The 21,189-nt window shown below is 72.7% G+C and carries 21 protein-coding genes; 7 read left to right on the forward strand and 14 right to left on the reverse strand.

All coding sequences use genetic code 11. The features are described from left to right. From FHX73_RS02485 to FHX73_RS02495, 3 genes are read left to right on the forward strand one after another with little or no spacing between them, the layout of a single operon-like run. Positions 1-1,059 carry an AAA family ATPase gene (locus tag FHX73_RS02485; protein WP_211786118.1) on the forward strand — a complete coding sequence of 353 codons (1,059 nt, stop codon included), beginning with the start codon at positions 1-3 and terminating at the stop codon, positions 1,057-1,059. Then, entirely contained in the window at positions 1,059-2,396 is a 1,338-nt protein-coding gene (locus FHX73_RS02490) for a DUF58 domain-containing protein (RefSeq protein WP_145903042.1), read from the forward strand. Before FHX73_RS02485 ends, FHX73_RS02490 begins: the two co-directional genes overlap by 1 nt. A 47-nt stretch (positions 2,397-2,443) precedes the next feature. Continuing rightward, positions 2,444-3,043, forward strand: a complete 600-nt coding sequence (locus FHX73_RS02495) for a hypothetical protein (protein ID WP_145903043.1) — start codon at positions 2,444-2,446, stop codon at positions 3,041-3,043. Between the two features lie 32 nt (positions 3,044-3,075). On the opposite strand, the gene FHX73_RS02500 is transcribed toward FHX73_RS02495, so the two are convergent. Genes FHX73_RS02500 through FHX73_RS02510 form a run of 3 tightly spaced genes read right to left on the reverse strand, consistent with a single transcriptional unit; the run spans position 3,076 to position 5,361 of the window. Beyond that, the gene (locus FHX73_RS02500) at positions 3,076-4,032 is read right to left on the reverse strand and encodes an ABC transporter permease (RefSeq protein WP_145903044.1); all 957 of its coding nucleotides are present in this window, start codon (positions 4,030-4,032) and stop codon (positions 3,076-3,078) included. Beyond that, positions 3,992-4,867: an ATP-binding cassette domain-containing protein gene (locus tag FHX73_RS02505; protein ID WP_145903045.1), complete on the reverse strand. Its 876-nt coding sequence runs from the start codon at positions 4,865-4,867 to the stop codon at positions 3,992-3,994. Before FHX73_RS02505 ends, FHX73_RS02500 begins: the two co-directional genes overlap by 41 nt. After that, complete coding sequence (locus FHX73_RS02510) at positions 4,864-5,361, reverse strand: MarR family winged helix-turn-helix transcriptional regulator (RefSeq protein WP_145903046.1); 498 nt, start codon at positions 5,359-5,361, stop codon at positions 4,864-4,866. The genes FHX73_RS02505 and FHX73_RS02510 overlap by 4 nt, the downstream gene beginning before the upstream one ends. A gap of 267 nt (positions 5,362-5,628) precedes the next feature. On the opposite strand from FHX73_RS02510, the gene FHX73_RS02515 reads away from it, so the two are divergent. Continuing rightward, positions 5,629-6,315, forward strand: coding sequence for an alpha/beta hydrolase (locus FHX73_RS02515; RefSeq protein ID WP_145903047.1), 687 nt, complete (start codon positions 5,629-5,631; stop codon positions 6,313-6,315). Between the two features lie 217 nt (positions 6,316-6,532). Here the strand turns inward: FHX73_RS02515 and FHX73_RS02520 are convergent, their stop codons facing one another. Together FHX73_RS02520 and FHX73_RS02525 are read right to left on the reverse strand one after the other, a co-directional pair. Next, on the reverse strand, positions 6,533-7,183 hold the full coding sequence (locus tag FHX73_RS02520) for a hypothetical protein (RefSeq protein ID WP_145903048.1): 651 nt from the start codon (positions 7,181-7,183) through the stop codon (positions 6,533-6,535). 25 nt (positions 7,184-7,208) lie between these two features. Further along, positions 7,209-7,829, reverse strand: a complete 621-nt coding sequence (locus FHX73_RS02525) for a GNAT family N-acetyltransferase (protein ID WP_145903049.1) — start codon at positions 7,827-7,829, stop codon at positions 7,209-7,211. Between the two features lie 376 nt (positions 7,830-8,205). Here FHX73_RS02525 and FHX73_RS02530 point away from each other — a divergent pair, with 376 nt between their 5' ends. Further along, a complete protein-coding gene (locus FHX73_RS02530; protein ID WP_145903050.1) occupies positions 8,206-9,192 on the forward strand; it encodes a zinc-binding dehydrogenase in 987 nt (328 codons plus the stop codon). Positions 9,193-9,336: 144 nt separating this feature from the next. Further along, on the forward strand, positions 9,337-9,588 hold the full coding sequence (locus FHX73_RS02535; RefSeq protein WP_145903051.1) for a helix-turn-helix domain-containing protein: 252 nt from the start codon (positions 9,337-9,339) through the stop codon (positions 9,586-9,588). On the opposite strand, the gene FHX73_RS02540 is transcribed toward FHX73_RS02535, so the two are convergent. Beyond that, positions 9,565-9,819 carry a hypothetical protein gene (locus FHX73_RS02540; protein WP_145903052.1) on the reverse strand — a complete coding sequence of 85 codons (255 nt, stop codon included), beginning with the start codon at positions 9,817-9,819 and terminating at the stop codon, positions 9,565-9,567. The genes FHX73_RS02535 and FHX73_RS02540 overlap by 24 nt on opposite strands. On the opposite strand from FHX73_RS02540, the gene FHX73_RS02545 reads away from it, so the two are divergent. Beyond that, positions 9,809-12,628: an NACHT domain-containing protein gene (locus tag FHX73_RS02545; RefSeq protein WP_145903053.1), complete on the forward strand. Its 2,820-nt coding sequence runs from the start codon at positions 9,809-9,811 to the stop codon at positions 12,626-12,628. The genes FHX73_RS02540 and FHX73_RS02545 overlap by 11 nt on opposite strands. Here the strand turns inward: FHX73_RS02545 and FHX73_RS02550 are convergent. The 8 genes from FHX73_RS02550 to FHX73_RS02585 all read right to left on the reverse strand — a co-directional run bounded on the left by FHX73_RS02550 (position 12,612) and on the right by FHX73_RS02585 (position 21,180). After that, positions 12,612-13,097 (reverse strand): DUF5825 family protein, encoded by a 486-nt coding sequence (locus tag FHX73_RS02550; protein ID WP_145903054.1) that lies wholly within the window; start codon positions 13,095-13,097, stop codon positions 12,612-12,614. The two genes, FHX73_RS02545 and FHX73_RS02550, sit on opposite strands and share 17 nt — an antisense overlap. A 4-nt stretch (positions 13,098-13,101) precedes the next feature. Then, complete coding sequence (locus FHX73_RS02555) at positions 13,102-14,934, reverse strand: RiPP maturation radical SAM C-methyltransferase (protein ID WP_145903055.1); 1,833 nt, start codon at positions 14,932-14,934, stop codon at positions 13,102-13,104. Between the two features lie 73 nt (positions 14,935-15,007). After that, on the reverse strand, positions 15,008-16,006 hold the full coding sequence (locus FHX73_RS02560; RefSeq protein WP_145903056.1) for a methyltransferase: 999 nt from the start codon (positions 16,004-16,006) through the stop codon (positions 15,008-15,010). Positions 16,007-16,020: 14 nt separating this feature from the next. Next, on the reverse strand, positions 16,021-17,169 hold the full coding sequence (locus FHX73_RS02565) for a cytochrome P450 (protein WP_145903057.1): 1,149 nt from the start codon (positions 17,167-17,169) through the stop codon (positions 16,021-16,023). Positions 17,170-17,533: 364 nt separating this feature from the next. Next, positions 17,534-18,673, reverse strand: a complete 1,140-nt coding sequence (locus FHX73_RS02570) for a DUF4190 domain-containing protein (RefSeq protein WP_145903058.1) — start codon at positions 18,671-18,673, stop codon at positions 17,534-17,536. A gap of 113 nt (positions 18,674-18,786) precedes the next feature. Beyond that, entirely contained in the window at positions 18,787-20,016 is a 1,230-nt protein-coding gene (locus FHX73_RS02575; RefSeq protein ID WP_145903059.1) for a styrene monooxygenase/indole monooxygenase family protein, read from the reverse strand. A 71-nt stretch (positions 20,017-20,087) separates the two neighbouring features. Further along, the gene (locus tag FHX73_RS02580; RefSeq protein WP_246213760.1) at positions 20,088-20,684 is read right to left on the reverse strand and encodes a GTP-binding protein; all 597 of its coding nucleotides are present in this window, start codon (positions 20,682-20,684) and stop codon (positions 20,088-20,090) included. A 40-nt stretch (positions 20,685-20,724) separates the two neighbouring features. Continuing rightward, complete coding sequence (locus FHX73_RS02585) at positions 20,725-21,180, reverse strand: DUF742 domain-containing protein (protein WP_145908016.1); 456 nt, start codon at positions 21,178-21,180, stop codon at positions 20,725-20,727. Positions 21,181-21,189: the final 9 nt, after the last annotated feature.

Below are 21,189 nucleotides of genomic sequence, written 5' to 3' on the forward strand. Positions count from 1 at the left end.
GTGACCACCGAAGAACTGACGCCCCGCCAGGCCGGCAAGCTGTCCAACGAGGTACTGGCCGAGATCGAGCGGGCCGTGGTCGGCAAGCCCGAGGCGCTGCGACTGGTGATGCTCGGCGTGCTGGCCGGCGGCCACGTGCTGATCGAGGACCTGCCCGGGCTCGGCAAGACCCTGCTGGCCCGCTCCTTCGCCACCACGCTGGGCCTGGACTTCCGCCGCATCCAGTTCACCCCCGACCTGCTGCCCTCGGACGTCTCCGGCGCGCCCTTCTACGACCAGCGCAGCGGCGAGATGGTCTTCCGCGCCGGCCCGGTCTTCACCAACCTGCTGCTCGCCGACGAGATCAACCGCACCCCGCCGAAGACCCAGGCGGCCCTACTGGAGGCGATGGCCGAGGCGCAGGTGTCGATCGACGGCACCACCCGGAAGCTGCCCGACCCGTTCACCGTGATCGCCACCGCCAACCCGATCGAGTACGACGGCACCTACTCGCTGCCCGAGGCCCAGCTGGACCGCTTCCTGCTCCGGGTCCGGATGGGCTACCTGGCTCCCGAGCTGGAGACCGCGATGCTCCGGGCCCGGATCGACCGGGCCGCCCCCGAGGCCGAGTTGCGCACCCTCGCCTCCCCCGAGCTGCTGTTGTCGATGCGGGCCGCGGTCGAGCGGGTGGAGGTCGACGACGACCTGGTGGAGTACGTGATGGCGCTGGTCAGCCGGACCCGCGAGCACCCGCAGATCCAGGTCGGCGCCTCGCCGCGCGGCGGGCTGGCGCTGGTGCAACTGGCCCGCGCCCGGGCGATGCTGGAGGACCGCGACTACGTGACGCCGGAGGACGTGAAGGCCGTGGCGGTGCCGGCGCTGGCGCACCGGGTCACGCTCAAGCCGGAGCTGTGGGTGCGTCAGGTCTCGGCCGACGACGTGCTGGGCCGCCTGGTCGCCGAGGTGCCCACGCCGACGACCCTGCCGGGGGCCGCTGCGGGCACGGGAACGGGTGCGGGCGGTGCGGCTGTTCGTGGTGGCACCGGCACGGCCGAGCCCGCCGCCGTCCCGGCGTCGTGATGGACGGTGCTGCCGGCTCGGCGGCCGGCGAGGGCTCCGTCGTCGGCCGCCCCCGAGTGGGGCTGAGCGACCGGCTCAGCGCCCCGCCCGCCGGCTGGCGGACCGGCGAGCGCACCCTGCGGCTGCTCACCATCGCCGTGGTCGCCGCCGCCGCGGCGCTGCTCACCGGCCACGCCTGGCTGCTCGCCCTGGCGGCCGGCCCCGCGGTGCTGGTCACCCTCGCCGCGCCCGGACGGACCCGGCCGACCACGGTCGCGGTGGCCGCCGAGGTCGAGCCGCGCCGGCTCTTCGAGGGCGAGTCGGTGACCGCCCGGATCGACGTGGCGCACGACGGCGAGATCGGCCTGCTGGACGCCGGCCTGATCGGCGGCCCCGGACTGACGCTGACCGGCCAACGGGTCGGCACGGACCACCTGGAGCTGGACTTCCGGGCCACCCGGTGGGGCGCCTGGACGCTCGGCCTGGTCGATCTGGACCTCTACGACAGCGGCGGCCTGGCCCGGCGCACCGTCCGGGTCGAACTGGGCGAGGTCGAGGTCTTCCCGGTGCCGAGCGCCGCCGGGCTGACGCCGGTTCCGGTGCGGCTGCCGCAGCGGCTCGGCGAGCACACGGCCCGTCAGCACGGCGACGGCGTGGAGGTGACGGGCGTGCGGCCGCACGTCTGGGGCGAGCGGCAGCGGCGGATCCACTGGCCGTCCACCACCCGGCGCGGCGGCATCCAGCTGATCGAGTTCGGCGCCGAGCGGGCGGTGGACACCGTGATGCTGCTGGACGCGTTCGGCGACCTGGCCGACCCGGCCACCGGTGCCTCCTCGCTGGACGAGTCGCTGCGGGCGGCCGCCGGCCTGACCCGGGCCTACCTGCGCACCCACGACCGGATCGGGGTGGTCTCGGTCGGCGGGCGGACCCGCTGGCTGCAGGCCGGCTCCGGGGAGCAGCACTTCTACCGGATCGTGCAGAGCGTGCTGGAGGTGCGCCGGGACCTCGGCTACCGCACCCCCGACCTGAACCGGCTGCCGCCCGCCGCCCTGCCGGCCGGGGCGCTGGTGTACGCGTTCACGCCGCTGGCCGACCAGCGGATCCTGGACGTGCTGGGCGACCTGGCCGACCGGGGCAATCCGCTGGTGGTCGTCGAGATCCCGTTCGGCGAGCCGGCCGTGGACCCGCAGGACCAGGCCGAGGTGTGGGCCGGGCGGCTCTGGCGGGCCGACCGGGAGGCGATCCGGTTCGCGCTGCGCAACCGCGGCGTCCCGGTGGTGACCCACCAGGCCGGGGAGGCACTGGACTTGGCGATCGCGCCGCTGCAGCGCGGCCGGATCCGCGGGAGGCGGGAGTGAGCGGGGTACTCGGTACAGGGTCGGAGCGGTCCGTGGGGGGCGGTGGAGTGGCCGAGGACGGTCGAGCCGCCGGGTCGCGCGGGTCCGTGCTGCCGGTCGGCGGCGACGGTTCCGACGGGGCCCAGGCGTGGCGGGAGTTGGGGCGGCAGCTGCCGTCGCGGTTCCTGGGCGCCGTGCTGCTGGTTGCCTCGGTCGACCCGATGGCAGCGCAGGGCGGGACGGCGCGCACCGTGCTCGCCGTGGCGGGCGCCCTGTTCGGCTGGTGGGCGGCGGCGCCGCTGACGGCGCGGCCGGTGGCACCCTCGGCGCGGCTGGGGATGCGGATCATGCGGCACCGGAACACGGTGCTGGCGGTGGCCGCCGTCGTGCTGGCGGCGATAGGGAACCCGCCGGCCTGGCTGGCGGTGGCGGTGACCGCCCTGCTGCTGGGCTACCTGCTGCACGTGGACGCGCGCGGCCACGCCCACCTGCCGGCCGGGCCCGCCGCCACGGTGGCCGCCTGCGCGGCGGCCGCCGTGGTGCTGGCCGCCGCGCTGCTGCCGGCCCAGAGCAGCCAGTCCGCACGGCTGTTGGCCGCGCTGGGGGTGGCGGTGGCGGGCGCCGCGATCGGCCTGACGCTCCACCAGCGCCGCACGGAAGGCGACTGACGGAGCGTCAGACGGTGTGGGCTGCGCCCGGTTCAGCGGGCCAGCCGACCCAGCAGCGAGGAGGCCGCGGTGATGCCGAGCACGGTGGCCAGGGCCAACACGCCGAAGTCGAGCGGCAGGTGGGCCTTGGTGCCGATCAACAGGCCGCGCAGCGCGTCCACTTGGTAGCTCAGCGGATTGGCCTTGCTGACCACCTGCAGCCAGGTCGGCATCAGGCTCACCGGGTAGAGGGCGTTGGAGCCGAAGAAGAGCGGCATGGTGATCGCCTGGCCGATGCCCATCAGCCGGTCCCGGGTGAGCACGATGCCGGCGATGGTCATCGACAGGCAGGAGAAGAACGCCGAGCCCAGCAGCACCACGACGGCGACGCCGAGCAGGCGCAACGGGTTCCAGGTCATCGCCACCCCGAGCAGGGCGGCGATCAGCACCACCACGACGGCCTGGATCACCGCCTTCACGCCCGCCGCGAAGGCCTTGCCGGTGACCAGCGCGGCCCGTGGCGTCGGGGTCACCAGCAGTTTGGTGAGCACCCCGGAGTCCCGCTCCCAGATGATCATGATGCCGTAGAAGATCGCGATGAACATCGCGGACTGGGCGATGATGCCCGGGGCCAGGTAGTCCAGGTACGGGATGCCGCCGGTCGGGATCGCCTTCAGCCGGGTGAAGGTCTCACCGAAGATCAGCAGCCAGAGGGCGGGCTGGACGGCGCGGGTGTAGAGCTCGGTGCGGTCGTGGCGGAGCTTCTGCAGCTCGACCGCGCACATCGCGAACACCCGGGCGGGCACCAGGCGCCAGCCGGTCCGGGCCCGGGGGGCGACCAGCAGCAGGCCGAGGTCGGGGCGGGCACTGCTGTGCTGGGCGCGCCGGCCGGTGGCCTGCTCGGCGCTCGGCGCGGAGCTCTGTTCGGAGCTCTGCTCGGGGCTCTGTTCGGCGGTGGTCACGGCGGCCTCAGCCGACGCGGGACGCGGTGCGGCGGGTACGGCGGACATCGCTGAACTCTCCTTCCTGGGCCTGGCCGCGAGCCAGGTCGCGTCCGGCGAAGTGGCGGAACACGTCGTCGAGGGTGGGCGAGGCGAGCTCGGGAACCTGCTCCCGGACCCGCTGCTTGAGCTCCTCGGGGGTGCCGAGGGCGCGGATCTTGCCACGGTCCATCAGGCCGATCCGGTCGCAGTACTGGTCGGCCTCGTCCATGTAGTGGGTGGTGACCAGGACGGTCATGCCGGTCGCCTGCCGGACCGCGTCGATGCACTCCCAGACGCTGGTGCGGGCGATCGGGTCCAGGCCGATGGTGGGCTCGTCCAGCACCAGCAGGCGCGGGGCACTGACCAGGGCCTGGGCCAGCTCAAGGCGGCGCACCATGCCGCCGGAGTAGGTGCCGGCCATCCGGTCGGCGGCCTCGGTGAGGTCGACGGCGGCGAGCGCCTGGCTGACCCGCTCGGCCCGCTCGGCGTGCGGCACGTCGAAGACCCGGGCGAACAGGCTGACGTTCTCCCGACCGGTCAGTCCGGCCTCGGCGGAGAGCATCTGCGGCACGTAGCCGAGCAGGCGGCGGACGTCCATCTTGCGGCGCGCGGTGTCGTTGCCGAAGACCTGGACCATGCCGCTGGGCACCGGGAGCAGGGTGGTGATGGCGCGGATGGTGGTGGTCTTGCCGGCGCCGTTCGGGCCGAGCAGGCCGAAGACCTCGCCGGTGCGGACGGTGAGGTCCACGCCGTCCACCGCCTTGGTGGCCTTCTCCTTGCCCCGGCCACGGTGGAAGGAGTACTCCAGGGCCTGGCAGACCACGGCGTCCGGGACCTGCGCCGCGGAACCGGATCCGGTCATCGGTCTTCCTCTCCCAGTTGGGCGCGCAGACCGGCGGCCACACCGCGCAGGGCGGGCAGGGCGGCGGTGAGCGCGGCACGGTCCTCGACCGGCAGGCCGGCCACCAGCTCCTCGACCAGGGCGGTGCGGCGGGCGCGCCACTCGGAGAGCCGCCCGATCGCCTCGTCGGTGATGTTGAGCAGTGCGGCCCGCCGGTCGGCCGGGTCCACCTCGCGGCGCAGCAGCCCCTGCGTGACCAGCTGGTTGACCAGCGTGGAGACCGAGTTGCCGGCCAGCCCGAGCTCCTTAGCGGCGTCCGACACCCGCAGGTTGGGGCTGTCCTGCACCAGGCGCAGCAGTTCGACGTGGGCACCACGCAGTCGGGGCTCCGTCTGCCCCCGGCGCAGCCGGCGGCGGAGCAGCCGCTGGATGCCGACGAGGAGCGTGGAGAACTCGTCGGCGAGGAGGAGGTCGCGGGGAGCGATCTCGGGTGGGGCTATGGGGGGTTCGCTCATACGATCATTTTATCTCTCAGTGAGAGCTAAAAGTCGAGAGGCTACGAGGAACTGGCTCACCTTGGGAGGTAAATGGCTGGGGGCAATCGGTGCGATCGGTGCAATCGATCAATCGGTGTGACCGGTGCGACCGGTGCGACCGGTGCGACCGGTGCGACCAGTGCGACCAGTGCGATCGGACGGGGAGGGCGCCCGGTAATGGGGAGCATTAATACTGGGCAGCATTGTGCGCCGCTAGGATCTGCGTGCCAGACGGGGAGGGACGACATGTTCAGGTCGCGAGAACGCACCGCCGAGCTGACGCAGTGGCAGGGCGGCGGCAAGGTCCGGGGCGTTGCACTGCTCCTGCCCGGCGGGTTCGTCCGCAGCCGACTCAGGCCGTTGAAGTTCGTCGAGCAGGGGCTGCACGAGCTGGCGACCGAGCTCACCGAGCGGGGGCGCCCGGACGGGATCGCCGTCCACCTGCTGCACTACCGCTACGCGGGCTGGAACGGCGCCTCCGCCGACACGGCCACGGACACCCGCTGGGCGCTGGCGGAACTCGCCGCCCGGTACGGCGATGTGCCGATCGTGCTGATCGGCAACTCACTCGGCGGACGCGCCGCATTCCAGGAGGCCGGCCACCCGGCGGTCGCGGGCGTGGTCGGCATCGCACCGTGGCTGCCGGACGGCGCCCCGGTGGAGCACCTGACGGGCCGACGGGTGCTGATCATCCACGGCGACCGGGACCGCACCGAAGCGAGCGCCGCCAAGTCGCTCGACTACGCCCGGCGAGCCCTGCCCTTCGCCCCGGACCTGGCCCGCTACGAGGTGCCCCGCGGCAGCCACTACCTGGTGAAGCAGGCGGACGCCGTCCGCGCGCTCACCACCGCGTTCGTGCTGACCGTTCTCGGTGGCGAGCCGTCATCGGTCGCCGTCGGCGAACTGCGCACACCGCTGCCGCCGCGGGGGTAGCCGCCGAGCTTGGCCCGCGCCGCTTTGGGCGACCGTTAATACTGGGCAGCATTAATGGGTGGCATTAAGTAAGCGCCCAGGCGGGCGCGCGGCGCACGCAGCACGCCGACGCACCGCGGCAGGGCAAGCGCGCACCGTAATGCCAACCATTAATAATGGCCAGCATTACACTGCTCGCCCACCCCGCTCCCCCACCCCCCACGGAGCACCCCCGCCGTCAGTCCCCCAGCGGCGCGCTGTGCCACTGCTCGAACTGCCGCAGCCCCGGCCGGCCGGGGAGCTCGCCACGCCCGGTGGCCCAGCGCAGCGCGACCCACGGGTCATCGGCCACCTCGACCTCAACCTCGGGGAAGAGGCGCGCCAGGGCCCGCGCGCACGGACCGGCCGGCGGCGCCCACTCGATGCCCAACCCGCGCGCCACGTCGTCGACGTGCACCAGGGCCTCCACGATGCCCATCGCCGCGAAACCGGCCGGGTCGGACACCCCGTACGAGTGGAACGCCCGCACGTCGGGCGCCACCGTGCGGACCATCGCCACCAGCACCGCACCCGCCGCTTCCACCGCCTCCAGCAGCGCGCCCGCGCCCGCCTCGCGCTCCACCCTGAAGGCCGAGGGCGGCGCGGCCGGCCGGTCGCGCTGCCAGGCCAGGTGCACCCAGTGGTCCAACGGCGGCTTCGACGGCCCGAGTTGCAGCGCGTAGCCGAACAGCGCGTCGGCCATGTGCTCCATGGTCTCCCAGCAGTCCCACTCCAGCCCGCCCGCGAGCACCGTCCAGTCAGCCCCCGCCGCGGGCTCCAGCGCCGTCACGGCGGAGTGCACCGCGAGCTCCAGGTCAGCTGCCGCAGCCGTGAGTTGATCATGATTCATGGCGCGGACCCTACCCGCCCGCCGCCTACCTCTCCAACGTGCGGTCCGCCACCTCATCCGGCGCCCCGCCCGAGACCCCGCCCGCCCCGCCACCCGACTCGCCGTCCGGAGCCCCGTCCAGCGCCCCGCCCAACGCACCGTCCAGGGCATAGCAGTGCACCGGCACCACCTGCCCGTCCGGCCATTGCTGATCCACCGTCATCAGCCATTCCCAGCCCTGCCGTTCGTACAACTCGACGGCGGCGGTGTGGCCGGTGACCACGTCCAGCACCGGGCAGAACCCCTGCTCCCGGGCGTACTCGGCCGCGGCGTCCAGCAGTTCGGAGCCCAGGCCGCGCCCGCGCGCCGTCGGCGCGACGTAGAGCCGGCTGACCGCCGCCGTCTCCTCGACCCGGCGTCCGGTCCGGTCCGCCCAGACCCGGGCGGCCGAGGAGCGGGCGCCCGCGACCAGCGAGACGTGCGCGACCACGCTGCCGTCCGGCCCGGTCGCCACCCAGCCGGCGAGCTGGTCCGGATCGACCAGCCAGACGGACGGGCGGGCCGGCCAGACCTGCGGATAGCCGTCGGCCTCATAGACCTCGGCGAGAGCCCGCACGCAGCCCTCAAGATCGGCCGACCAGCGGCGGCGGATCCGGTACTCGGCCATCTCTCGTCCCCTCGTCCATCTCCTGGCCGGTGGCGCCCCGATGGCGGCCCGACCGGTGCGGCCCGACCCCACGGCACCGACGCCGGCGGGAAGCGGAGTTGACCCCGGACCCGGCGAGCCGCGCCCGGGCCGGTCCACCTCCCCCCGACCGAACCGGCCGAGCCTAGCACCGCGAAGTGCTGGCTGAGCATGGCTTTTCCCAGCCAGTTCGTCAGCGTCCTGCCGGCCCCCCATCCGGCCGACGCCCACCCCACGTACCCCCTTGCCGAGTGTTCGATGAAATCCATACACTCTAGGTGTTCGCTTTCCATTGAACAGGTTGAGCAGGCGGAGGCGGCCGGTCCCGGCCGTGCCTCCGCGACGAGGGGATGACGTCATGCGCGCGATCGTGGTCGAGGAATTCGGCGGTCCCGAGGTGCTGCGGCTCGCCGAGCTGCCGGTGCCCGAGCCGGGTCCGGGCGAGGTGAGCATCGACGTCGCCTACGCGGGCGTCAACTTCGCGGAGCTGAAGGCCCGCAGCGTCGGCTACCGGGTCGAGTCGCTGCCCTTCCAGCCCGGCCTGGAGGTCGCCGGCGTGATCCGCGCCGTCGGCGCCGGGGTGGCCGAGAGCCACGGGCTGCACCCCGGCCAGCGGGTCGCCGCGCTCACCAGGTTCGGCGGCTACGCGGAGGTCGCCGTGGCCGAGGCCGACACCGTCTTCGCGCTCCCCGACGACGTCGCGCTGCGCACCGGCGCCGCGCTGCCCACCGTGCTTCCCACGGCCCACGCGCTGCTGCACGAGATCGGCCGACTGCGGGTCGGCGACTCGGTGCTGGTGCACGGCGCGGCCGGCGGGATCGGCGGCGTGCTGGGCCAGTTGGCCAAGCTGGGCGGAGCCGGCCAGGTGCTCGGCGTGGTCTCCACCGAGGCCAAGGCGGAGTACGCCCGCAAGGCCGGTTACGACGAGGTGTTCGTCGGCGCGGAGTTCGCCGCCGGGGCCCAACGCGCCACCGGCGACCGCGGGGTGGACCTGCTGCTCGACCCGATCGGCGGCGCGACCCTGCGCACCGGCCTGACCGTGCTCTCCCCCTTCGGCCGCCTGGTCTCCTTTGGCAACGCCGACGGCGAGGCGCCCTGGCAGGCGGGTGTGCCGGACCTGGCGCCGGGCCGCAGCATCGGCGCGATGTCGATCCTGGAGCTCTCCCAGCAGCACCCCGCCGAGCTGCGCGCCCTCGCCGAGCGGGCCTTCGCGCTGGTCGCGGGCGGCGCGGTGGACCCGCTGATCACCGCCGAACACCCGCTGGAGGAGGCCGCCGAGGTGCACCGCCTGATCGAGTCCCGCACCACCACGGGCAAGTTCCTGCTGCGGCTCGCGGGCGAGTGAGCGGGTGCGCGGGTGAGTGAGCGGGCGAGCGGGTGAGTGAGCGGGCGAGCGGGCGAGAGGGCAGGCGAGCGAGCGCCTGCGAGCCGGTATCGGTGAGCGAGCGCCCTCTGGTTTGACCGTGTTCAGCTGAACCATGATGTCCCCATGGCTGAACTCGACGCCGCCCTCCGGACCATCATGCGCCGCCACCACCTGACGGTCGATCAACTCACCCGCCGCTCCGGCCTCGGCCGCACCACGGTCAGCAAGGTGCTGAACGGCGGCCCGTCCTCCGAACGCACGGTGCTCCTGCTCGCCCGCGCCCTGGGCGCGGACCCCGTCCCCCTGCTGCGGCTGCGCAGCAGGCGGGTGGGCCCGCCGCCCGCGGACGGCTCACTGTCGGCGGGGGCGCCGTAGCGCAGCCAGCAGGAGCCTCAGCACCTCGCGCGCGGCCGCCCGCCGGGCCGGTCGGCGGGACCAGACGGCGGGCAGCACCACGCCCAGGAGGAGCAGGACGGTGAGCAGGAGCAGGTAGGGAACGAGCAGCGTCAGCACTGGACTTCTCCGATCGGCCGGGTTGGGCGGACGGGAGCCAATCTGGCGGAAGTCGTGTTCGGCGCCGTTCAGCTGAACGAAGATGAACGCCATGGTGGAACTGGCCGACACACTGCGGCAGCTGATGGTCCAACGCAACCTGACGGTGGAACAGCTCGCCCGCAGGTCGGCCCTGGGACGGACGACGGTGAGCCAGGCGCTGAACGGCGCCAAGCTGCCCTCCGAGCGGACGGTCATCGTGCTGGCCACGGCCCTGCGCGCCGAGCAGGGGCCGCTGCTGGAGCTACGGAGGCGGGCGGCGGGGCCGGCTCCCGCCGTCGCGACGCGCGGGGAGTTCGAACGGCGGTACTGCGACTACCTGGTCAAGCGGCACAGCCACCTGGACATCATCGGCCTGGACCTCAGCCACCCGGAACGCTCCCGCTGGCCGCTCGACACCGCCTACCTGAGCCTCGAACTCGCCTCCCCCGCCGCCCGTTCGCCGCAGGAGACACAGGTCCACCTGGTGCAGCGGGCCGAACAGGCGCTGGCCGGCAAACAGCGGATCCTGGTGCGCGGCCAGGCCGGGAGCGGGAAGACCACCCTGCTGCAGTGGCTCACGGTCGCCGCAGCTCAGGACCAACTCCCTGACGAGCTGTCACGCTTGCGCGGAGTGGTCCCCTTCCTGCTTCCGCTGCGGCGGCTGGTGCGGAGCACGGCGTTCCCGACGGCCGACGAACTGTTGCAGAGCATCGGCTGTCCGCTGGCGGGCAGCCAACCCCCGGACTGGGCGGACCGGGTGCTCGCGGACGGGCGCGGCATGCTGCTGCTGGACGGCCTGGACGAGGTGCCGCAGCGCGACCGCGACCGCACCTTCGAGTGGCTGAGCGACCTGCTCGCCGCGTACCCCGCATGCTTCGTGGCCGTCACCACCCGGCCGTCCGCGCTGGCCGAGGGCGCCCTGGTCCGGGACCGGTTCGCCGAGCTGACGGTCCGTCCGATGAGCCTGCGCGACGTCGCCGTCTTCGTCGAACGCTGGCACGACGCCGCCCGGGCCGAGACCGACGATCCCGCCGAGGCGGACCGGCTGACCCAGCTCGAACGCCAACTCGGCGACACCGTAACGGCCCAGCGCGACCTCGCCCAGCTCACCACCACTCCCCTGCTCTGCGCGCTGGTCTGCGCCCTGCACCGCGACCGCCGCGGGCACCTGCCCCGAGGACGCAAGGCGCTCTACAGCGCCGCACTCTCGATGCTGATGATCCGCCGCGACGACGAGCGGGACATCACCGCGCCCGAGGGGATCGTGCTCGACGAGGAGCAGACCACGGAGCTGCTCCAGCGACTGGCCTACTGGATGATCCGCAACGGCCTGGCCGAGGCCGAACTCCCGGACGCCACGCACGCGGTAGCCGCCGCGCTCCCGGCGATGCCCGACGTGAGCACGCAGGGGGATGCCGGACAGGTGCTCACGCACCTCATCGCGCGCAGCGGCCTGCTGCGCCAACCGACCGCTGAGACGGTCGACTTCATCCACCGGACGTTCCAGGACTTCCTGGGGGCCAAGGCGGCCGTCACCGGGCTCGACTTCGGCGTGCTGAACGAGCATGCGACCGACCCGCAGTGGGAGGACGTGCTGCGCATGGCCGTGGCCCACGCCCGCCCGGACGAGGCGGCACGAGTGCTGCGGATGCTGATCGAGCGGGGGGACGCGAACGCCGATCACCTCACCCGGCTCCATCTGCTGGCGGCGGCCTGCCTGGAGCAGGTCAGCGTGCTCGATCCGACCGTCCGCGCAGAGGTCGAGGACCGGCTCCGCGAGCACCTCCCACCGCGCTCGTCCTACGCCGTCGACCGGTTGTCGGCCTGCGGCCCCCTGGTACTGGACCTGCTCCCGGGCCCGGAGGACCTCACGGACATCGAGCGGTGCTTCGTCGTCGACACCGCCGCGCGGGCCGGCGGGGAACTGGCCATGCCTTTCCTCAAGCGGTTCCGATCGCTGACGGGCGTCGCACTGTGGAACGCGCTCGGCCGCGCCTGGGCCTCCCCTCGGATCGACCCCGCCGAGTACGCCCGGGAGATCCTCTCCCACGGCTCGGGCCAGGGCCTGCTCACCGTCAGTGGCCCCGAACACCTCGCGGCTCTGCCGATGGCCGCCACCTTCTCGCGGATCGAGTTCACCGGCCCCTTCGAGGCGGCCGACCTGATCGCCACGGGCCGACTTCACGACTGCCAGGAACTCCGGCTCAGCGGAGGTGACTTCGAGAGCCTGCGGTTCCTCCGGGAGCATCAGCGGATCACCAATCTCGCCCTGCTGGGCTGCGTCGTCCGCGAAGGCCTCGGCCCCATCGGTGAGCTGCCCTTGGAGCGCCTCATGCTCCAGGGAACGCCAATCGCCAGCCACGAACCGCTGGCCCAACTCCAGGGCCTGCGCCACCTCACGCTGGACGTACCGCTGCGCTGCGCGACCCTGCGCACGCTCCCGGCACCCGACGACCTGGTGTCACTCACCCTCTGGAAGAAGGCACTTCTCACGACCGAGATCACCGGCATCAGCCGGTGGGCCGAGTTGCGGGCGGTGGCCCTCGACTACGACGGCAGTCAACCGCTGGACGAACTCGCCCTGCTCCCGGCCCTCGACGTCCTGTCGCTGTGGTGCCCCGGTCGCCCCCAACTGCCCCGCCTGCCCTACCTCACCCATCTCCTGGTCGGCGGAGACAGTGACCCGGGTTTCCTGGAGGAACTGCCGAGCCTCACCCCGCAGCTGCGTCGACTGACCATCAACTACCTGCCTCATCCGCCACAGCTGGACCTCGCCCCACTGCGCCTCCTCCCCGCCCTGGAAAGCGTGACCGTCTACGGCCCCACCACACTGCTGAACACCGACCAGTTCCCCCCTGGCACCGTCATCCACTACTGGTAGCGGTCGGCGAGGCCTTCGGCGACACGTTCGACGGCATGCACATGATGTCCAGCGGCAGCACCAACCGCGACTCCCGGTACGGCAGTGCGACCGCCCACCCGTCAACCTCCATGACCAGCCGGGCAGTTCGCAAGCGCCGCGCGGCTGGGTCGTCGGAGGCGAGCGGGCCCGGGCGGGCGAGGCGGTCGAAGAGCCGCAGTTCGTCGGGGTCGTCGAGGAGCAGTTGGGCGGCCGTGGCGGTCGGCCTGGCGTCGTACACGATCACGAAGCCCGGGCCGCGCCGGTAGTAGAGCAGCCCGAAGCGGTGGAGTTCGTGCCAGCGGGGTGCTTGGTCGGGCGCCGGCGGTGCGAGGTGGCACAGCAGCTCGGGGTCGGGGGCGAGGCCGAGGGCCTCCAGCTGCCAGTCCACCCGCTCGCCCCGGGCCGTGCGGTCCCGCAGGTCGGCGACGAAGCCCAGTGCGTCTAACATCGGATCAGGCCTCCCCGCTCTTGATGCTGGTGCACCGGGTGGCGAGCGCGACCACCCGGCCGCCCTCGCGGAACACCAGGCCCTGCCGCTGCCAGTCCGCCACCAGTGCTTCGAGGTCCGCGGCGGCGATGCCCAGTTCGGCCGCCACCGCCTCGACTCGCCGTGGCTTGAGCAGCGCCGTGTAGGCCGCCGCCTCGCACCCGGCGGCCAGTCGGACCTCCCGCTGCGGCCAGCCGGTCCGGCGGTCGGCGAGGGTGAGCGAGCCGTCCTCGTCCGGCGCGAGGGTCAGGCTGCTCTGCGGGTAGGCCGCGCGCCACTGCCGGACGGCCGCCCTGACCTCGGCGGCCTTGTCGGCGCCGATCCCGCGCTCGTCGGTGACGAACTGGTAGGCGATCTCCTGGAGTTCGTCCGGCGGCAGGTCGTAGAGGTGCTCGTAGTGCGCCGCCGGGCGGCGCAGTCCGAAGCCCAGCTCCGGCCGCTCGAAGTACGGGCTGAACCGTTCCAGGATGATCCGCACGCTGCCGGCCGGCGGCTGGAGGTGGGCCAGGGCGGGGAACTGGGCCAGCACTTCGTCGTAGTCCTCGTCGGATTCGCCGGGGAATCCGTAGAGGTAGTTCCAGTCGACCGTGATGTCGTTCTCCTCGCAGTCGCGCAGCAGCACCACGTTCTGGGTGGCGTGGACCCCCTTCTCCATGATCTTCAGCACCCTGGAGCTGAGGTTCTCGATGCCCGGCTGCACCTGGACCAGTCCGGCCCGGCGCAGCAGCCGGACGTCGGCCTCCCGCAGGTTGGACTTGATCTCGTAGTAGAAGTGCAGGTCCCAGTCCTCGGCGGCGAGTTGGGGCAGCAGCGACTTGAGGTAGGCCATGTCGAGGATGTTGTCGACCGCGACGACGTCGAGCAGGCGGTAGCGCTCGATCATCTCGCGCAGGTGGGCGAGCACTTGCTCGGCCGGCCTGGAGCGGAACCCGATGGTGAGCTGGTTCAGCCCGCAGAAGGTGCAGGTGTGCTTCTCGCCCCACCAGCAGCCGCGGGCCGCCTCGTAGAGCAGCTTCGGCTGGATGAACGGGCGCACCGCGCTGGCGTTGACGGCCTCGAACCAGGCGCGGTAGTCGGGGCACGGGGCGGACTCCATCCGGACCGCGCCCGCCGGCTTGTTGACCACGGTCGAGCCGTCCTCCGCCCGCCAGGACAGCCCCGCGACCTCCGAGACCTCCCGGTAGCCGTCCAGGTGGTCGACGAACTCCACGAACGAGTCCTCGGCCTCGCCACTGATCACGTAGTCGACGTAGTCGAAGTTGCGGTGGATCGCGGCGCCCATCGAGCCGGCGCAGTTGCCGCCGCCCATCAGCGTGCGGACCTCGGGGCGCAGTTGCTTGATCCGGCGGGCCAGTGCGAGGGAGGCGATGTTCTGCTGGAAGGTGGAGCTGAAGCCGACCACGTCGGGGTCGGACGCGAGGATCCGGCGGGCCGTCAGCTCGACGAACCGCTCGGCGTGCTGGGCCATCTCGAAGGAACGTCCCGGCGGGACCCCGACCCGCTCCAGGTGAGCGGTGAACTCCGCGCGGTGCCAGTCGGGTTGGTCGTAGAGCGCCGAGGTGAAGACCCAGTCGCCCATGCCGTACCAGACGCCGAGGTTGGCCACGTAGCCGTAGTCGGCCGGTGTGAGGTCTCCGCCGGAGGCGTCGAGCAGGTAGTCGGCCCAGTCCAGGTTGGCGTAGAACTCCTGTACTTCTGGCGGACGTTGGCAGCCGGCCGCGGCCGCGCTGAGGATGCCCAGCGGCAGCGAGGGGGTCTCCAGCAGGTTCCACGGCGCCGAAACGAGCGCGATGCGCACCAGGGGTCCTTTCATCGGTTGCCCCGGCCTCGCGGTGCGGGGATCGCGGTACGGGAGGGCCGGCGGCGGCCGCTCAGCGGGGAACGGCCTCCAGCAGGCGCAGGCCCGCCGAGCCGGACCAGGTCCGGGAGACCTCGAAGCCGGCGGCCTCAAGGAGTGCGCCGTACTCGCCGACGGTGCGGTCCCGGCCGCCGAACAGCACCAGCATGATCATGTCGCGCATCGCGGCGGCGACCGGGTCGACGCTGTCGGCGGCGTGCTCGATGACCAGCAGCCGTCCCCGACCGGCCATCGCGGCACGGCAGTTGCGCAGGATCCGGTCCGCCGCGGGATCACCCCAGTTGTGCAGCACGGACTTGAGCAGGTACAGGTCGGCGCCCGGCGGGACCTGCTCCAGGAAGTCGCCGGAGACGAACGAGCAGCGATCCGCGACACCGAGTTCCGCCAGTGCCCGGCGGGTGTTCCCGATCACCGAGGGCTGCTCGAAGACCACGAACCCGGCCCCCGGGAGCCGTTCGGCCAGGCCGGCCGTGACCGTGCCCTCACCAGCTCCCAGGTCGGCGATGATCCCGGTCTCCGGAAAGGGGTAGAGGGCGGTCAGTTCGTCCAGGATCCGGCCGGTGTTCCAGTTCATCGTCCTGGTGAACGCGGCGGCCGTCTCCGGTTCTTTCGCGAGGTGGTCCCAGAGGCTGCCACCGTGGTGGTCGAATGCCGATCCGCCGGTGCGCAGCGTGTGGTCCAGGTCGGCCCAGACGTCGTAATAGATCTTTCCCGCCATCAGCGCGTGCCCGTGCAGACCACCGGTCCCGCTGCGGAGGTGACGCATCATCGGGGTGGCCTTGAATTCCCCGGCCCCCACCGCTTCGACGAGTCCGATCCGCTGCAGGGCGTAGAGGAATCGCGGCAATTCGGCAAGGCGGATTCCGCTGGCCGCGCTCAACCGGGGCACGGCGACGACCTCCTCCCCGAGCAGGTCGGGGATGCCGAAGCGCACCGCGGCGGCGATCAACTGGGTGGTGATGTGCCCGTCCAGCAGCTGAGCCAGGTGCTCGCCGTCGGATCTGGGGTCCATGGGATGGGTCCTCGTCAGCAGTCGACCGGGATGGCCTCGAAGGCCCGGCTGGTGGAGATCGGCCTGCGCACCGGCTCGCCGACCAGCGCGAGGCCGGGCGCCTCGTCGAGCAGGGCCCGGAAGGCGGCCCGGAACATCAGCTGGGTGAGCGGGGCGCCGAGGCAGACGTGCGCACCCCAGCCGAGGCCGAAGTGCGGGTTGTGCTCCCTGGTCAGCACGACCTCCTCCGGGTCGGCGAACTGCTCGGGGTCGTGGTTGGCCGAGCCCGCGAGCGCAAGCACGCCCTGGCCCTGCCGGATCGTGCGGCCGCCGAGCTCGGTGTCGGCGGTGCAGGTCCGGGCCAGCACCTGGACGGGCGGGTCGTAGCGGAGCAGTTCGTCGGTGGCCCGGTCCCAGCCGGCCGGCCCGAGCGCGCGCAGTTCCTTGAGCCCGCCGGGTCGGCGCAGCAGCGCGGCCAGCCCGTTGCCGAGCGCGGCGGTGCCGGTCCCGTAGGTGGAGAAGACCACGAAGTAGACGGTGGCGCGCTCCGCCTTGGCGGTGATGCCCAGCGCGCCGCCGCCCTGCTGGAGGTGGGTGAGGATGCCGGGGGCGCCACCGGCGCTCCACCGGTCGATCAGCTCGGCGATCCGGGCCCGGCTGCGGGCCGCCCGGGCCGCGACGGCCTCGCGCTCGGCGGGGTCGACCACCTGCGAGTCCATCGCGCGCTGGTGCGCGGTCGTGTACTCCTCGAAGACCCCGCCGTCGGGCACCGGCACCGCCACCAGCCGACTGACCGCGGCCAGGCAGAACGGCGTGACGAAGTCCCGGACCAGGTCGAACGGCCCGCCGGCCCGCGCGGCGCGCAGCAGCTGCGCACCGGCCCGCACCAGGTCCGCCTCGAACTCGGGGCTCTGCGCGGCGCGCAGCCCGGAGCGGATCAGGCTGCGGTAGGGCAGGCTCTGCGGCGGGTCGAGCGCCTGGATGCCCGTCAGGTTCGGCGGCGACCGGAAGGCCGCGGTGTCCCGGAGCACGGCCTGGCAGTCGGCGTACGTCGACACCAGCCAAGAGTCCAGCGGCTCGAACCAGTGCGGGCCGTCCTGCGCGCGCAGCCGACGATAGGTCGGATAGGGATCCGCGATGAACTCCGCGGAGCGCGGGTCGAACAGATCGTCGGAGGCTGCCACTGCGGGACGACTCCTTCATTCGGCATCGGAGCACGACAGCGAAGAACGAATGCGATGCGTCAGCGAACAACGGGAAAGCGGAGAAAGGCGCGGTCGCACCGGGAGAAGAATGAGCGGCGCGGCCGCGCCCTCGGAATCCATTAGTCGGTCGGCCAGACGTACTGCATGGGAATCCCCCCTTCCCGCCGCTCGAAAGGAAAACTTCGTCGACTGTAGGTCCCTCTTCAGCCGTCCGGCAATGGCATGGACAGTGCGGATCCTGTGGCGGCGTCATATTGGGTCAATTCACAGTGATTTGGCCCGAGTGGGCCGACCTGACGCCGATCGTGCACCATCCCCCCCTTGCCAAATGTCGCGAACGGTCTCAAACCCCGTCCGCCGACGAGCCGTTGCCGGCCGGCGGCTGGTCGACCAGACCCAAGGTCCGGCGGAGCGCGATCTCGGACGCGGTGCCGTCATGGCCGGCGAGTCGGGCGTAGAGGTCGGCGACCGGGGTGGTGGGATCGGCGGCAGCGGCCTGCCAGAGCGGCACGTCCTGGGTCAATTCCTGGTCGAAGGCGGTGATTTGCGGCTGGATACCGGCGGAGAACCTGCCGCTGAAGGAGATGAGCAGCATCGGAAGGTCACGGGCGGTCCGCGCGATCCTGGCCCGGTCGGCGGGGGCGGTCCGGTCCAGGTCGAGGTCGTCGATGCCCGAGACGAACTGGAACTGGTCCGGCGTCAGGGTGACGCCGTCGGCGCGCAGCGGGCGCGGCACCGGGTCCGGAGCGGTGTCGGTGAGGAAGCAGACGCCGATGTGGCCGCCCTGGTCCCAGTCGAGCTGGTCGGCCGGGGCGAGGTGGTACTCGCGCAGCGTGGCCGGCCGGGCCCAGGGGTCGAGGATGTAGGTGTCCTCGGTGTTCCCGCAGTCCTGGTCGGTCTCCCGCCGGGCGGCGACGGCTCCGGGGAAGGCGGGGTCGGTGAGGTTGACGGTGCCGGACACCTCGCCGTAGTGCGGGGAGGTGCACGGCACCGTGGTGACCATCTGCTGGATCGGGCTGGGCGCCTGCTGGAAGCAGGCGCCGACCCGCAGCTTGAAGACCGAGGTCTCCGGCTGCGCGTGGCGGACCACCTCGACGGCCAGCAGGGCGGTCAGCAGCGCGCCGATCAGGCCGAGCACCAACCCGGCGACGGCCAGCCCGCGGCCGGCCTGCCGCCGCCTGCGCAGCTGCACCAGGGCGCCGATGCCGAAGCCGATCGCGGCCGGCCAGCAGCAGCAGATGACGCCGGTGACCAGCGAGGTGATCGCCAGGCCGTTGGTCCCGGGCCGCACGTCGGACACCCCGCCGTACCCGGGATAGCCCGGGTAGTTGGGGTAGCCGGGGTGGGCGGGGTAGCCGGGGTGGGCGGGGTAGCCGGGGTGGGCGGGGTAGCCGGGCTGCCCCGGCGGCGCGGAGCGGCGCGGCTGCGCCGCCGGCTCGTCCGCCGGAGCCGCCCAGACGTCGTCAGGCCCGTCAGTCGTCATTACCGTCCCCCAACTCGTCCGCCCCAAGATCCACCGAATCGATCCGGGACTCTAACGCACGGTGCCCGCACCCCGGGGCGGGGGTGCGGGCACCGTGCGGCGACCGGGTCGGCTCAGCCCAGCGAGGCCAGGTAGGCGGCGGCCTTCTCCGGCTCGAAGAACCAGTTCTCGAAGTCCGCCGGGTTGTCGAAGCCGTTGGCGAACCGGTGCGCCACCTGCGGGAGTTGGCCGGCGGCGCCGATCAGGTTGAGCACGTGCTCCGGCGGCGGGGCCAGCATCGCGTTGGTCCACTTGGTGACCGGCGCGGCGGCGGCCCAGTAGCGGTCGAAGGCACCCTGCATGAAGTCGCGGTCGAACGGCAGGTCGCCGTGCGCCAGGATCGCGTCCAGGTAGATCGCGGCGCACCGGGCCGCGTTGTTGGAACCCTGGCCGGTGATCGGGTCGTTGGCGACCACCACGTCGGCCACGCCCAGCACCAGCCCGCCGCTGGGGAGTTCGCCGATCGGGTTGCGCACCACCGGCGCGTACCGGCCGGCCAGGGTGGCGCCGCCGTCGGTCAGCTCGACGCCGCCGAGGGTGCGCTCGTACTCCCAGGGCGTGAAGGTCCGCATCAGCTCCAGGGTGAGCCGCAGGTGCTCGGCCGGGTCCTTGACGTCGCCGAAGGCGTCCAGCGGACCGCCGGGGATGCCCTCCCAGAAGATGATGTCGCAGGCACCGCTGCCGGTCAGCGCCGGGATCATGAACAGCTCGCCGACCCCGGGGACCAGGTTGCAGCGCACCGCCTTGAAGTCGTGCTCCGGGCGCGGGCCGAGGCCGTGCACGTAGCTGACGGCGAGCGCGCGCTGCGGGGCGCTGTACGGCGAGCGGGAGTCGTCCCGGCCGAACATCGAGACCAGCTCGCCCTTGCCGGCCGCGACCAGCACCAGGTCGTAGGTGCGGGAGAAGTAGTCCAGGTCGGAGACGGCGACGCCGTGCACCACGACCTTGCCGCCGCGCTGGGCGAAGGTCTCCAGCCAGCCGGACATCTTGATCCGCTGGTCCACCGACTGGGCGTAGCCGTCGAGTTGACCGACCCAGTCGATCACCCTCTGGGAGTCGGGCCCGGCCACCGAGACTCCCACGCCCTCGACCCTGGGGGCGGCCTCCTCCCAGAAGTTCAGGCCCAGTTCGCGCTCAAGGCCCAGCGAGGTGCTGAACATGCACTGGGTGGAGAGCACCCGGCCGTCCCGGACCTCGTCGGCGGTGCGGTTGGTCATCACCGTGACGTCGTAGCCGTTGGCCTGCAGGCCCAGCGCCAGCTGGAGCCCGGCCTGCCCGGCGCCGACGATCAGTATCTTGCGCAAAGCTCCCTGCCTTCTTGCGAGTCGTAGCGAGTCGTAGCTAGTCGTACCTAGTGGGCGTGGAGGTCGGGCGCTCAGCGGGCCGCGACCGGCTCCTCGGCCAGTGCGTGCAGCACCAGTCGGGTGAGCACTTCGACGGTGGAGGACCGCTGCCGGGCGTCGCAGAGCAGCACCGGCACCCGGTCCGGCACGGCGAGCGAGTCGCGCACCGCCTCGGCGGTGTAGACGGGCGCGCCGTCGAACTGGTTGACGGCGACCACGAACGGCAGCCCGCTGCCCTCGAAGTAGTCCAACGCCGGGAAGGAGTCGGCCAGTCGGCGGGTGTCGACGAGCACCACGGCGCCGACCGCGCCGCGCACCAGGTCGTCCCACATGAACCAGAACCGGCCCTGCCCGGGCGTGCCGAACAGGTAGAGCACCAGGTCGGACTCCAGGGTGATCCGGCCGAAGTCCATCGCCACGGTGGTGGAGGTCTTGCCGGGCACGGCGGCGGTGTCGTCCACCCCGACGCTGGCCTCGGTCATCACCGCCTCGGTGGTGAGCGGCGGGATCTCGGAGACCGAGCGCACGAAGGTGGTCTTGCCGACCCCGAAGCCGCCGGCCACCACGATCTTGGTGGAGGTGGCGCCGCCGGGGACCAGCGGCACCCCGGGCGGTGCGACGGGCGGCAGCGAACCGGCTGACGGACCGTCGCCCCGGTCGGCGAACGGGTCAGAGCTTGCGAAGTCCACCCAGCACCCTCTCCAGCAGGACGCGCTTGCCCGGCAGCACGCCCTCGTCGTCCAGCGGGTCGGCGGCGTCCTCGCCGTGCACCCGCACCCGGCCCTGCTCGGCCAGGTCGCTCACCAGCACCTTCACCACGCCCAGCGGGATCTGCAGCAGCGCCGAGATCTCCGCGATCGAACGCATCTGACCCCGCGTCACCTCGCAGATGGCGCCCAGCTCCGGCAGGCTGCGGTCGGCCGGGTCGGCGGGGCGGTTGAGCGCCGAGACCAGGGTCTCGACCAGCAGCACCCGGCCGAACCTGGTGCGGCCGCGGGTGATCGCGTAGGGGCGGACCCGGGACGAACGGCCCTTGCCCGGACGGACGCTGTCGGTCCGCACGGCATGCCCGGCGCCGGGCCCGACGCCGCTCGCTGTGGTACCGCTGTGGGCGGTGCCGGACATGCTTCCCAC

It is taken from the genome of Kitasatospora viridis, from assembly GCF_007829815.1.
GTDB classification, from domain to species: domain Bacteria; phylum Actinomycetota; class Actinomycetes; order Streptomycetales; family Streptomycetaceae; genus Kitasatospora; species Kitasatospora viridis.